General features: G+C 73.6%; 10 protein-coding genes and 5 tRNA genes. 7 read left to right on the forward strand and 8 right to left on the reverse strand.

Annotated features, from left to right (window positions below; translation table 11 throughout):
* Positions 1–3: 3 nt before the first annotated feature.
* Positions 4–3,168, forward strand: a complete 3,165-nt coding sequence (locus LADH09A_RS04840) for a permease (protein ID WP_238643511.1) — start codon at positions 4–6, stop codon at positions 3,166–3,168.
* Entirely contained in the window at positions 3,165–5,924 is a 2,760-nt protein-coding gene (locus LADH09A_RS04845) for an FtsX-like permease family protein (RefSeq protein WP_238643512.1), read from the forward strand. Before LADH09A_RS04840 ends, LADH09A_RS04845 begins: the two co-directional genes overlap by 4 nt.
* A 101-nt stretch (positions 5,925–6,025) precedes the next feature.
* Here the strand turns inward: LADH09A_RS04845 and LADH09A_RS04850 are convergent.
* Positions 6,026–6,100, reverse strand: a tRNA-Val gene (locus LADH09A_RS04850).
* A gap of 47 nt (positions 6,101–6,147) precedes the next feature.
* A tRNA-Gly gene (locus LADH09A_RS04855) sits at positions 6,148–6,220 on the reverse strand.
* Positions 6,221–6,367: 147 nt separating this feature from the next.
* Between LADH09A_RS04855 and LADH09A_RS04860 the strand changes: the two genes are divergently transcribed.
* A complete protein-coding gene (locus LADH09A_RS04860; RefSeq protein ID WP_238643513.1) occupies positions 6,368–6,610 on the forward strand; it encodes a DUF6458 family protein in 243 nt (80 codons plus the stop codon).
* A gap of 97 nt (positions 6,611–6,707) precedes the next feature.
* On the opposite strand, the gene LADH09A_RS04865 is transcribed toward LADH09A_RS04860, so the two are convergent.
* Both LADH09A_RS04865 and LADH09A_RS04870 read right to left on the reverse strand, forming a co-directional pair.
* A complete protein-coding gene (locus LADH09A_RS04865; RefSeq protein ID WP_238643514.1) occupies positions 6,708–7,664 on the reverse strand; it encodes an NADP-dependent oxidoreductase in 957 nt (318 codons plus the stop codon).
* Between the two features lie 41 nt (positions 7,665–7,705).
* A complete protein-coding gene (locus LADH09A_RS04870; RefSeq protein ID WP_238643515.1) occupies positions 7,706–8,287 on the reverse strand; it encodes a TetR/AcrR family transcriptional regulator in 582 nt (193 codons plus the stop codon).
* Between the two features lie 116 nt (positions 8,288–8,403).
* On the opposite strand from LADH09A_RS04870, the gene LADH09A_RS04875 reads away from it, so the two are divergent.
* Entirely contained in the window at positions 8,404–9,138 is a 735-nt protein-coding gene (locus tag LADH09A_RS04875) for a GNAT family N-acetyltransferase (RefSeq protein ID WP_238643516.1), read from the forward strand.
* A 206-nt stretch (positions 9,139–9,344) separates the two neighbouring features.
* Positions 9,345–9,830, forward strand: coding sequence for a winged helix-turn-helix domain-containing protein (locus LADH09A_RS04880; protein WP_238643525.1), 486 nt, complete (start codon positions 9,345–9,347; stop codon positions 9,828–9,830).
* Between the two features lie 58 nt (positions 9,831–9,888).
* Here the strand turns inward: LADH09A_RS04880 and LADH09A_RS04885 are convergent.
* The 3 genes from LADH09A_RS04885 to LADH09A_RS04895 form a co-directional block, all read right to left on the reverse strand.
* A tRNA-Val gene (locus LADH09A_RS04885) sits at positions 9,889–9,963 on the reverse strand.
* A gap of 13 nt (positions 9,964–9,976) precedes the next feature.
* A tRNA-Cys gene (locus LADH09A_RS04890) sits at positions 9,977–10,047 on the reverse strand.
* A 34-nt stretch (positions 10,048–10,081) separates the two neighbouring features.
* Positions 10,082–10,154 (reverse strand) — tRNA-Gly (locus tag LADH09A_RS04895).
* A 388-nt stretch (positions 10,155–10,542) separates the two neighbouring features.
* Between LADH09A_RS04895 and LADH09A_RS04900 the strand changes: the two genes are divergently transcribed.
* A complete protein-coding gene (locus LADH09A_RS04900; RefSeq protein WP_238643517.1) occupies positions 10,543–11,145 on the forward strand; it encodes a TetR/AcrR family transcriptional regulator in 603 nt (200 codons plus the stop codon).
* Positions 11,146–11,225: 80 nt separating this feature from the next.
* The gene (locus tag LADH09A_RS04905; RefSeq protein ID WP_238643518.1) at positions 11,226–11,807 is read left to right on the forward strand and encodes a TIGR03086 family metal-binding protein; all 582 of its coding nucleotides are present in this window, start codon (positions 11,226–11,228) and stop codon (positions 11,805–11,807) included.
* Between the two features lie 82 nt (positions 11,808–11,889).
* Here LADH09A_RS04905 and LADH09A_RS04910 read toward each other — a convergent pair whose 3' ends face one another.
* Entirely contained in the window at positions 11,890–12,039 is a 150-nt protein-coding gene (locus LADH09A_RS04910; RefSeq protein ID WP_238643519.1) for a hypothetical protein, read from the reverse strand.
* Between the last annotated feature and the right edge of the window lie 244 nt (positions 12,040–12,283).

Below are 12,283 nucleotides of genomic sequence, written 5' to 3' on the forward strand. Positions count from 1 at the left end.
ACGATGAGGTTGGTCAGCCGGCGCGCCCGCGCGCAGTGGCCGTTGCTGGCAGCCCTCCTCGGGGTCGTCACGATCGGCGCCACCCTGCTGGGCACCTGCACCCTGCTGGTCACCCGCAGCGGCGAGCGGGCGCTGGAGGTCGCCATGGCCCGCGCCGCCCCCGCCGCCGTCGACGTGACCGTCTACACCGGCAGCGTCGAGGGCCGGGACACGCAGTCCGTCGCCGCCGACACCCGCACCGTGGTGGCGTCCACGCTGGCACCGTTCCCGGTGACGACAACCGCGCGGGCGTCCACAGTGTTGCGGGCGCTGCCGCCCACGCTCGCCACGGGCACCACCGTCGGCGCCCAGGCGTACCTGTCGGGGCTGGACGACCTGCCCTCCCGAGGCGAGCTGGTCACCGGGCGCTGGCCGCAGCACCCGGGCGACGCGGTGCTGCTGGAGTCCACCGCACGACTGCTCGGCCTCACCCCCGGTCACCGGGTGCGCCTCGGCGCCGAGCTGGCCCACGCACCCGTCCCGGCCATCGACGTGATCGTCGTCGGTGTGGTGCGCCCGCTGCCGGGGCGCGGCTGGGACCGCGACCCGCTGGCCGCGGCCGGCTCCGCCACCGGCTACCGGGACGGCCGTTTCCAGCAGCCGGTCAACGCCTACGGCCCGTTCCTCGTCGACCTCGCCGACCTGGTCACCACCGGCGCCACCGTCGACCGGCTGGAGGTCACCGCCCATCCGGACCTGTCCCACCCCGACCGCCACGATCTGGAGACCGTGGCCGGGGCCGTCCGCAGTGCCGACCGCCAGCTGGCAGCCACCCTCGGCGACCGTGTCCGGCTCGCACGTGTCTCCTCCGAACTGCCGCTGACCCTGCGGGCCGCCGACGACCAACAGCACGTCACCGCCGCCGTCGTGCTCGCCCTTGCCGTCCTCGGCGGCGTCCTGGCCGCGACGGCACTCGTCCTGGCCGGCCGGCTGACCACGGGCATACGCGCCGACGAGACCGCCCTGCGGTCCGCCCTGGGCACCAGCCGTCGCCAACTCGCCGGCACCGCGACGCTCGAGGCCGGGCTCGTCGCCGCCGTCGCCGCCGCGCTCGCGATACCGGCCTCGTCGGCCCTGCATGCCGGCTTGACCCACCTGCCGTCGATGGCCGGCGCCGGCCTGACCGTCTCGCCGACCATCGCCGGTGCCCAGGTCCTCGCGGTCGCCAGCGGCGCGCTGGTGCTCGCCGCCGTCCTCACCGTCCTGGCGATCCGGCCCGTCCCGGCAGCCGGCGACCAGCGCACCCGCCGCGAACTGCTGGCCCGATCCGGCGCCGACCTGATGCTCGCGGTGTTCGCCGCCGCCGGCTGGTGGCAGCTGTACGCGCAGCCCACCGACGCCAGCCCACGCGCCGACGCGGTCCGGGTGCTCGCACCGGCGCTGCTACTCACCGCGGGCGCGGCCCTGGCCCTCCGGGTGGTGCTACCCGCCCTCCGCGGCGCCGACCGGCTGGCGTCCCGCACCCGTGGGCTGGCGCTTCCGCTGGCGGTCTCCGAGACCGCGCGCCGGCCACAAGCGGTCGCCGCCGGGCTGCTCGTCGGACTGGCGTGCGCGGCCGGAACCTTCGGCCTCGCCTTCGACGACACGTGGCATCAGTCGCAGCGCGACCAGGCCGCGCTCGCCGTCGGCACCGACCTGGCACTCACCCTCAGCACGGCGCCGGTGGCCGGAGACGGCGCGGTCGTCAGCGCGGCCACCGCGGGGGCGGTGAGTCCGGCCCTCGACCGTGGTACGGCCGTCGGTCAGTGGCTCGGCAGCGCCGGCGACGCGCCGCGCCTGGTCGCCGTCGACACCACCCGCGCCGACGCGCTGCTGCGCGGGCGGCTGGACAGCGACCGTGGATGGGCGGACGTGGGCGCCGCTCTGGCACCACGCACCCGGGTCACCGGCCTCGCCGTTCCGGCTGGCGCCCCGCTCGTCCTGACCGGGACCGCCGCCGGCGACAGCCCGCTGGTCGTGACGCCCCGGCTGCTGCTTCAGGACGCCACCGGCCTCCGCACGTCCTGCACCGGCCCTTCCGTACCGCTCGACGGCCGGGAGTTCCGGCTGCCCGACTGCGCGACGGCTGACGGGCTGCGCCTCGTCGCGGTCGCCCTGCCGGTCACCGCCGACGCGGTCGGCGGACCCGTCGCCGTAGCCGTCACACTCACCGTGCCGCCCGCCGGGTCGGCGCAGAGGCCCGCTGACGGATCGGACTGGACCGCCACGTCCGCGCCGCCGGTCCCGAACAGTTTGCGCGACCCGACCGTCGTCGTGTCCACCACGCCGACGGGAACGACGCTGCGGATGGCCGCGACCGTCGACCTCGGCGGCGCCGAGGACGCCGCCCGGACCCTCGTCGCCAGCGCCTTCCCGGACCCCGGCCCGGTGCCCGTCGCCGTCTCCGCCCGCTTCGCCAGCGAGGTCGGTGTCGAGAGCGGCAGCCGGCTCAGCGTCACGGTCGGCATCACGCCCGTCCCGGTCGTCGTCACCGAGGTCGTGCCGACCGTACCGTCCGCCCCCGGCGCCGTCGCCGTCCTGGCCGACCTGGACACGCTGTCCCGCGCACGCGCCCTCACCGGCGACCTGACGTTCCCGATCGACGCCTGGTGGGTCGGCCACCCCACCGGCCCCGATGCCGCCGAGCGGGCCTCCGCCCTGCACCTGGGCACCGTCGCGAGCCGCGAGGCGGAGACCGCCCGCCTCACCGGCGGCCCACTGCGCGCCGCGCTGCCGGCCGCGCTCCGGCTCATCGTCCCGGCCGCGGCCCTGCTCCTGCTCGCCGGCGTCGTCCTGCACGTCACCGGCGATCTCCGGGTCCGCGCCGTGGAGGTGACGCGGCTGCGTGGCCTGGGGATGTCCCGGCGCGTCATCCGGGCCGTGCTGCTCGGCCAGCACGCCGGTGTTCTGCTGCCCCTGCTCGCCGCGGGCACGGCCGTCGGCGCGCTCGCCACCCACGTCGTCGCTCCCCTGCTCGTACGCTCCGACACCGGCGCCGCGCCCGTCCCGGCCGTCCAGCCACACTGGCCGTGGCCGGCCGAGGCCGCACTGCTCGCCGCACTGCTGGCCGGATGCATGGTGGCGGTCGCCGTCGTGGTCACCGTCCAGGTCCGCCGGGCCGACGCCGCGCACCTGCGGGTGGCGCCGTGAACAAACGGCTGACCCTCCGGTGGCCGGCGCCGCACTGGCCCAGCATCCGTGGCCGTGGCCGTACCGACGCCGGACCGCTGCTGCTCACCGCTGCTGTCATCGCGGCCGTCGCGCTGCTCGCCGGGGCCGCGCCCGCGCTGCTCCGCGCCGCCGCCGACACCGCCGTGCAGGACACGGTCCGTCGCGCCGGCAACGACTCGAACGTCCTCGTACACGCCAACTTCGAACGCGACGACGGGCCGACCGGCGGGCGGGTACGGATGCCCAGCCTCGCCGAGGCTGTCGACAACTTCCGCGCCCGGGCCACGGACGCGCTCGGCCCCGACCTGGACGCCGCGCTGCTCCCGCCCGTCGCCGCTGTCAACGGCCCGATCCTCGGCATCACCGACGGCAGCGAGCCGCGTACCTTCCAGTTCACCTACCTGGCCGGTGACCTCGGCGGCCCGGACGTGACCTGGATCGCCGGCAGCGCTCCCGGCCCCGCCGTCTCCGACGAGTACGTCGAGATGCCCTACGACGGACCGCCCTGGCCCGTGCAGGTCGGCCTCTCCGAGGCGGACGCCGCCGCACTCGATCTCGGCCCCGGCGATCGAATCCCGGTCAGGGACGGCCAGGGTCGCGACAAGGACGTCCGGATCAGCGGGATCTACCGACCCGCGGACAGCGCCGACCCCGCCTGGCGACTCGCCCCGGCGCTGCTGCGCCCCGTGCCCGGCGCCGACGGCGTGGGGACCACCCGGTTCGCCGGCCTGCTGTCGCGCGAGTCGTTACCGGACGCCCGGCTCGCCATCGACGAGGACCAACTGCGACGCACCGTCCACTTCGCCCCCGCACCCGACGCGCTCACCTGGGACGCCACCGCGGCGCTCGCCCGCCAGGTGGTGAAGCTCAAGGCCACCTCCGGCTCGTCAAGCGACCGCGACCGGTCCCTGAAGTGGCAATCGCAGCTCGACACCGCCCTGCGCGACGCCCGGGTACGGAACAGCGCCGCTTCCGCACAGGCCGCCGTCCTGCTGGCCGGGGTGCTGACCGCCACCGTGCTGGTCCTGCTGCTCGCCGCCGACCTGCTGGTCCGCCGCCGTACCCCGGTGCTGAGCGCCGCCCGGCAGCGTGGGGCGGCGCTACCCGACCTCGGCGCGGAACTGGTCGTCGAGTCCACAGTGGTGGCCCTGTCGGCCGCCGCCGTCGGGCTCGCGCTCGCCCGCGCGGCCGCTCCGGGCGTCTCCTGGACCTGGGCCGTTCCCGTGGTGCTGGCCGGTGCCGTCGCCGGGCCGGTGTTCGGCACCCTCGCCGCCGCCCGCGCCAGCCGCGACCGACGCCAACCCGCCAACCCGGCCGCTCGGCGCTGGATCCGGGCCACCGGCCAGTTGCGCCGCGCCGCCGTGGAGGCCGCCGTCCTGATCGCCGCGGTCGCCGCCTTCGTCACACTGCACCAGCGCGGGCTCCTGCCCGTCGCCCCCGACGGCGACACCGGTGAACTGAACGGCGACCTGATCCTGCCGGTCAGCGCCCTCGCTCTGGGTGCGCTCGTCGGCGCGCTCGTCGTGCTCCGGCTACTGCCCCTCGGGGCGCGGTTCGCGCTCCGACAGGCTCTGCGCTCGCGCCGCCCACTGGCCGTGTTCGGTGCCGCCCAGGCGGCCACGACGGCCGGGCGCGCGCTGCCGCTGCTGGTTCTAATCAGCACCACGGCGCTCGCGTCGTTCGCGCTCATCCTCGGCACCACCGTCACCCGGGGTCTGACCGACGGCGCGTGGAGCACCGTCGGCGCCGACGCCCGCCTCGACGTCGGCGCCGACGCCGAGGCCGCCACGCCCGCACTCGCCGAACGCATCGCCGGCGCACCCGGGGTGGGGCAGGTCGTCGTCGCGCAGGTGACCGACTCGGCCCGCGTCTTCACCGAATCGACACTGCTCACCCCACGCCTGGTCGTCGTGGACACCGCCGCGTTCCAGCGACTGCTGGCCACCACTCCGCTGCCCGACGCGCCGGCGCTGGCCCGGCTCACGGCACCTGGTCCCGGCCGCGGGGACGTCCCGGCGCTGGTCCGGTCGAGCGACGGCTCTCTGCGGACCGGAACGCGGCTGCAGCTGCCCCGGGAGGGCGCCCCGGCGATCCGTCTCACCGCGGTCGGTGCCGCTCCCTCCGTCGGCGGCGCCGACGACGTCGTCATCGTGGACGCCACGGCGCTCGCCGACGCCGGGCTGCCCGCCGTTCCGAACACCGTCTGGGTGACCGGCCCCGGCGCGGCGCGGGCCGTGTCGAACACCGGCGTCGCCGCCGACGTCGTGCTGCGCGCGGACGTGCTGCGGGAGCAGCGGGCGGCTCCGCTGACCGCAGGGCTGGTGCGGCTGGCGTGGACGGCCGCCGCCGTGCTGCTGGCGCTGGGGTTGCTCGGCCTCATGCTCGCCGCCGCCGCCAGCGCGTCGCAGCGGTGGCAGACCCTCACCCGGCTGCGGACCCTCGGCCTGCGGCCACGCGACGCCCGCTGGGTCGCCGCCGGAGAGCTGCTGCCGCCGGTCGTGGTCACCGCGGTGTGCGGCCCGCTACTCGGGGCCCTGCTCGCACGCCTGACGCTCGGCCCGCTCGACCTGCTGCTGCTCACCGGCCAGGCCGACGACCCGGCGGCGGTCCTGCCGTGGTGGCTGCTGGGCCTGGTGAGCCTGGCGCTGCTGGCGGCGGCCGCCACGGTCGTACCGGTCGAGTCGGCGCTGCGGCGACGCGACCGGCTGAGCGAGGTGCTTCGCGCCGGCGGCTAGTGACGGGGCCGAGCGGTGCCGGGCGGAAGGTCCACGGAGGAGAACGCCGAGACCCGTTACCGGATATCCCGGTAACGGGTCTTCTGATCTGCTTGCAGAGATGGTGGGCGATACTGGGTTTGAACCAGTGACCTCTTCCGTGTCAGGGAAGCGCGCTCCCACTGCGCCAATCGCCCGTGGTGACCACCCGAACCGGCAGCCAGGCCCGTCGGGGCAGATCGCGAGCGGACGACGGGATTCGAACCCGCGACCCTCACCTTGGCAAGGTGATGCGCTACCAGCTGCGCTACGTCCGCACGTCCCCGACAACCGCCGGCGACAGGTGAACTCTACCCGACGCCAAGATCGCTTGGCACGGCACCCTGGGCGGTCGCGGTTGCACTGGTCGGCGGCGGGGTACTGAGGAATCTCGACAGCACACCACACCCCCTAAGGAGGCTGTCGTGGGTATCGGCACCAGCATCTTCCTGATCGCGCTCGGCGCGATCCTCACCTTCGCGCTGGATGCCAGCGTCGGCGGCATCAACCTTGACGTGGTCGGCTGGATCCTGATGGGAGCCGGCGTGCTCGGCCTGATCATGACCACGCTGATCTTCAGTCGCCGCCGCCAGGTCGTCACCACCACCGAGCAGCCGGTGGAGTACCGCCAGGTCGAGGAGCGGCGGGACATCGCGCCTCCGCTGTGAGGGCTCCGCTGTGAGGGCTCCGCTGTGAGGGCTCCGCGTCACGGGCCGGTCGCCTCGATCGAGGTGGTCGGCCCGTCCGCGCACCTCGAAGGCGGCGTCAGAACTCGATGACCATCCGGCCGCGTACTCCGCCGGCCTCCAGGAGTTGGTGCGCGCGGGCCGCCTCCTCCGGTGCGAACCGCCCGGCGACGCGCAGGGTCAGCTTGCCCTCCTCGGCGAGCTGCCGGAGCAGGTCGAGCTTGTCCCGGCGTCCGTCGTAGTCGTGCACGTACGCCGCCACCATGGTGATGCGGCGTTCGTTGGCCTGCGCGAGCAGCACCGGATCGGGCCCGCCGCGCAGCAACGCGACGGCACCACCGTCGCGGACCGCCGGCAGCAGCGCGCCCCCGATCAGCGCGGTGTCGACAGCGGCATCCACGCCGTCCGGGGCGTGCTCCCGGAACTGGTCGGCGACATCCGGGCCCCGGGTCACCGTCGTGTCCGCTCCGAGCGCGGCGACACGGCCGACGTCGGCGGGCGCCGCGTCGGCGAGCACCCGGTGACCGGCGGCCTTCGCGAGCTGTACGGCGTACCCGCCAACGGCACCGGCCGCGCCGGTGACGGCGAGGGTGCTGCCGGGCGGCAGCCGCAGTTGGTCCAGCGCGTGCAGGGCGGTCAGCCCGTTCAACGGCAGGGTGGCCGCCTCGGCGTGGGACACCCCGGCCGGCGCGAGCGCCACCCAGCTCTCCGGGAGCACCACCCACTCGGCGTACCCGCCACCGGCCTCCCGGGTCGGGTTGATCATGGCCATCACCGGGTCACCCGGCGCGAGGGCGCCGCTGGTGCCGGGGCCGACCTCGTCGATCGTGCCGGCGATGTCCTGGCCAGGCAGTAGGGGATCGGCACCGCGCAGCCGTACCGGCGTCAGACCGGCCCTGATCAGCGTGTCCGCGGGGTTGACTCCCGCCGCGCGGACCCGGATGCGAACCTCGCCGACGCCGGCGTGTGGCGTCGGAAGCTCGACCACCCGCAGCACCTCCGGCCCGCCATGGCGCAGCAGTCCGACCGCTCTCATTCTCGAACTCCTCGTTACTCGGTTGGGCCAGACCGTTGCGGTCAGTCCAGGCAGGTGAGCGCGACCTCGGCGTAGCGCGTCAGCGCCGCTCGGTCCGGGTCGATGGCGGCCATCACCCGCAGACCCTGGAGGCTGGTCACGAGAAAGCCGGCCAGATCGGTGGCACTGCGAGCGGACGTGATCTGGCCCCGCAACTGCGCCTCGGCCAGCAGGTCGTAGAGCGCCGACTCCAGGGACTGCGTCGTCGACCGGAGCCGGTCGGCGACCCGCTGGTCCTGGTGTGCGCGTTCCATCGAGGCCCCGACGATGAGACAGGAGAGGTGCTGGCCGTCGCCGGTGACGTCGTCCACCGTGCCGACGAACACCTCACGGATGACCGCTCGCGCGTCGTTTCCGGAGCGCAGCAGATCGACCATCGGTGTGGCGTAGCGCTGCCGGTACAGGTCGAGCACCGCCAGGTAGAGGCCGTCCTTGCTGCCGAAAGCGGCGTAGATCGAGCCGCTGCCCAGGCCGGTGGCCTCGGCGAGGTCGCGCATGGAGGTGCCCTCGTAGCCCTTGGTCCGGAACACCTCCATGGCCGCGGTGACCGCGGCGTCGAGGTCGAACTCACGGGTGCGTGCCATGCCTGAACGCTACCCGCTATCTGGAACGTTCGACAAAGTACCGCCGGTCACAGGTGTCGAATCGACGGGTTTCCGCAGGTGAGGGCATATCAGCACAGGGCGTTACGATCGAGATCATGGAGTCTCTCGACACGGTGCTGGCCGCGCACCGGGCGTACCTGCTCGGCTGGAACATCGGCGTCACCGGGGGTCCAGACCTGCCCACCTACCGCAGCGACGTGCCGCACGCGACCCTCAACGGCGTGCTGCGCGTGGCCGGGCGCACGCCACCGGACGCGCTCCTCGAAGCTCGGCGGCGCCTGCACGGCGTACCCCGGGTCTGGTGGGTGGGCCCGGACAGCGACACCGGCACCGCGGACGGCCTGGTCGCCCTCGGCGCCACCGAGGTCGCCCGTCTGCCGATCATGACGATGGCGATCGGGGAGGCGGCGGAAGTTCCGACTCCAGCCGGCCTGCACGTCACCGAAACCACCGACCTGGCCTCGTTCGTGCCCGCCTACGCCCGGGTGTCCGGAATTCCGGCGGAGGGCGTGGCCGCGACGATCGAACGGGAGAAGGCGTTCACCGGTGACGGCACGGTGATCAGACTGGTCGGCCGTCTCGACGACGGCCGGGTCGCCGGAACGGCCGTCGCCTGGCTCAGCCACGGCCTGGTCACGCTCTACTTCGTGGGTACGCAGCCGGAGCAGCGCCGCCGAGGCATCGGCGCGGCGATGACCGGGGCGGTGCTCGACCTGGCCCGCGAGCGGGGCGTCCGCACCGCCGCGCTCACGTCGTCGCCCGTCGGAGAGCCGGTCTACCGCCGCCTCGGTTTCCAGCCGGTGGGCGAGTTCCGCGTCCTGACGTTCTGACCCAGCATGATCCACTCGGCTTCCGAAAAGACGCGGCGTTCGGGTGAGGTGGACAGCGCGACGTCAGCGAACCCGAGTGGATCATCCGCGTCGGCGCATCGAAAACCATTGACTACCGGGTTCAGACAGCGTTGTCTTTCACTGGCGCCTGGGGAGGTTCAACAGTGGTCGACGACGTGTCCCTCGTGTTCTGCGTGAGTGCCGACGTGTCGGTGCGCGAACGGATGGTGCGGCGCCTCGACGGGCTCGGCACTTTGGTGATCTGCGCCGACCTCGCCGAGTTGCAGGCGATGATCGGCCCGCCCGTGATCGACGGACCGGCCCCGCTGCTCGGGCCCACTGCCGCGAAAGCCGGCGTCACCACTCCAGCCGCCGCCCCGACCTCCACCGCCGGCCGGATCAGCCTCGGCGACCTCACGATCGACCCACTCGGCCATCTGGTGACGTGGCGCGGACAACCGCTGGCCCTGACCCGACTCGAGCGCCGCCTGCTCACCCAGCTCGCCACCGCACCCGTCGGAGTCTGGACGTACGAGAGGCTCTTCGAGTCGGTCTGGGGCTGCGCGTACCTCGGCGACACGTCGATCCTGCACTCGGCCGTCAAGCGGCTACGCCGCAAACTGCGCGCCGCCGACGACACCCTGCGGGTGCACACCGTTCGCGGGATCGGTTACCGGCTCAGCGCGGGATGAGCACCAGCGGAAAGCAGAACGGCCCGTCACCGGGTTTCCGGTGACGGGCCGTTCTCTGTGGTGGGCGATACTGGGTTTGAACCAGTGACCTCTTCCGTGTCAAGGAAGCGCGCTCCCACTGCGCCAATCGCCCGTGCTTGTTGCCGAGGTGGGGACGGGATTTGAACCCGCGTAGACGGCTTTGCAGGCCGTTGCCTCGCCTCTCGGCCACCCCACCGAGGTTGCCCCCGTCATGCGTGGCGGCAGCTCCGAGCGGACGACGGGATTCGAACCCGCGACCCTCACCTTGGCAAGGTGATGCGCTACCAGCTGCGCTACGTCCGCACGCCCCCGGACGTTCCCGGGTGACGGATGAGAACTTTAGCCGAGCCGGCGAACGACTGCCAACTCGGGGTCGCCTCGGCGCGTCCCGCCCTGCGCGCGAGTGGGGTGGACGCTGTCTCGGAGGGCTTCCTAGGGGGCTGACCTGGTGCCGTCATTCGTTGCGGACGGTCACCCTCCGAAACCATTAGGCAATGATCGTCATCACCGTGTCGCAGGTGCGGTGAAGGGCGAGTCCTCGCGTCGTCGCGGGGTGGCGGACCTCGACGGACGCTTCCCTCAGAACGACCGACGAACCTCCGGGAAAGTGTCCGGCTTCCGACTGTCACAGCGTCGATCAGCGCGTGGTGGTAACTGTTCGTGTTCACTCGGATGGGCTACGGTAACGGTCGTGACGAGACGTGCGGCCGAGATCCGCCTGGATGCCCTGCTGCGCACCGCCTGTGACGTGATCGTTGAGCGCGGGCTGGCCAATACCCGAACGGCGGATGTGGCGCAGGCCGCCGGCGTGAGTCAGGCACTGGTTTTCTACCACTTCGCCACCAAGGAACGGTTGCTCTCGCAGGCCTTCGCGTACGCGGTCGAGCAGGATCTCGCCCGACTGGACGTGGTGACCCGGTCCTCGGCCCCGCCGCTGACCAAGCTCCGCCGGATCCTCAAGCTCTACACCCCGGCCGGCCGTGGCGCCTCCTGGTCGATGTGGATCGACGGCTGGTCCGAGTCGCTGCGTACGCCGGAGTTGGAGAAGGTCTCCCGCCGCCTCGACCTGCGCTGGCGTCAGGACCTGGCCGCGGTGATCTCGGCGGGCGTGGCCGACGGCACCTTCCAGTGCGCCGACCCGGACGGGGCCGCCTGGCGAATCAGCGCGGTCATGGACGGTCTCGCCGTCCAACTCGCCGTGCACGAGCGGGTGATCTCCCGGCGGCAGTTCGGCGAGTGGGTCCGGCTGGTCACCTCCCGGGAGCTCGGCCTGGACCCCACCGACCTGGACTGAGCCGGGCAGCCGGCGCAATCACCCAGCCCAGGCCGGGCAAAACGGCTCGGCCCGCCCCGCCGACCGGAACAATCGGCAGCATGGATCTGCTGGAGGCGTACCGCCGGAGCCTGGCCGAGTTCGTCGACCGGGTGGACCAGATCGAGCCCGGCCAGTGGTCCGACCCGACACCCTGCTCGGACTGGGACGTGCGCACGCTGGTCAACCACGTGGTCAACGAGGACCGGTGGAGCGTTCCGCTGCTCGCCGGCCGGACCATCGACGAGGTCGGCGACCGACTCGACGGTGACCAGCTCGGCGCCGACCCGATCGCGACGGCGCGGGAGGCGGCCGCGCAGGCCGAGATCGCCGCCACCCATCCCGGCACGATCGACCGCACCGTGCACCTCTCCGGTGGCGACACCCCCGCCGCGGAATACCTCCAGCAACTCCTCGCCGAGCACCTCATCCACGGCTGGGACGTGGCGGTGGCGATCGGCGCACAGCCCCGGCTCGACCCGGACGCCGTGCGCGTGGCCGCCCGGTGGTTCGCCGACGAGATCGACGACTACCGGCGCAACAACCTGGTCCGGACCGGCGTGCGGGTGCCCGACGACGCCGACGAGCAGGACCACCTCCTGGCCGCCTTCGGCCGCGACCCCAACTGGGCGCCGAGCGACTGACCACACGAGCGGCTCCTCCACGGGGCCAGCTTCGACGACGGCCGTCGGCCCGTGCGCCGTCGCCGCCGTAGGCGAGCATCCATCACCCGCCGCCCGAGCGGCGGCCCCAGCGCGACGACCACCACCACCGTGGACGGCCAGCCGCCGGCGGACAGCCGGCCGACGGGCCCTGCCAGTCGTCGGCCAGCAGCATGTCGATCACCGGGATCAGGATCTCCTCGCCCGTGGGCACCCCCAGGCCTTGCCGCCACCACGATCGACTGATATCCACAGATGCACATGCGTCACCGCGCACTGACGGCCGGCGATCGTCGGCCATCCCGCTCCCACGAGGAGGTCCCGTGCCACAACCGGACTGGTCACCCCCGATGAGCCGGCGTCGACGCCGGCTCATCGCCGTCCTGGCGACGACGGCGACGGTCGCCGCGCTGCTCCCCACCGGCGTGAGCACCGCGGCCCCCACCGGCACACCGGCC

The organism is Micromonospora cabrerizensis, from assembly GCF_022230955.1.
GTDB lineage: Bacteria > Actinomycetota > Actinomycetes > Mycobacteriales > Micromonosporaceae > Micromonospora > Micromonospora cabrerizensis.

Excerpts from the sequence above, each read along its gene's own strand:
- LADH09A_RS04840 (WP_238643511.1), top strand. The coding sequence starts at position 4 with ATGAGGTTGGTCAGCCGGCGCGCCCGCGCGCAGTGGCCGTTGCTGGCA.
- LADH09A_RS04865 (WP_238643514.1), bottom strand. The coding sequence starts at position 7,664 with ATGAGAGCGGTCGGACTGCTGCGCCATGGCGGGCCGGAGGTGCTGCGG.
- LADH09A_RS04870 (WP_238643515.1), bottom strand. The coding sequence starts at position 8,287 with ATGGCACGCACCCGTGAGTTCGACCTCGACGCCGCGGTCACCGCGGCC.
- LADH09A_RS04875 (WP_238643516.1), top strand. The coding sequence starts at position 8,404 with ATGGAGTCTCTCGACACGGTGCTGGCCGCGCACCGGGCGTACCTGCTC.
- LADH09A_RS04905 (WP_238643518.1), top strand. The coding sequence starts at position 11,226 with ATGGATCTGCTGGAGGCGTACCGCCGGAGCCTGGCCGAGTTCGTCGAC.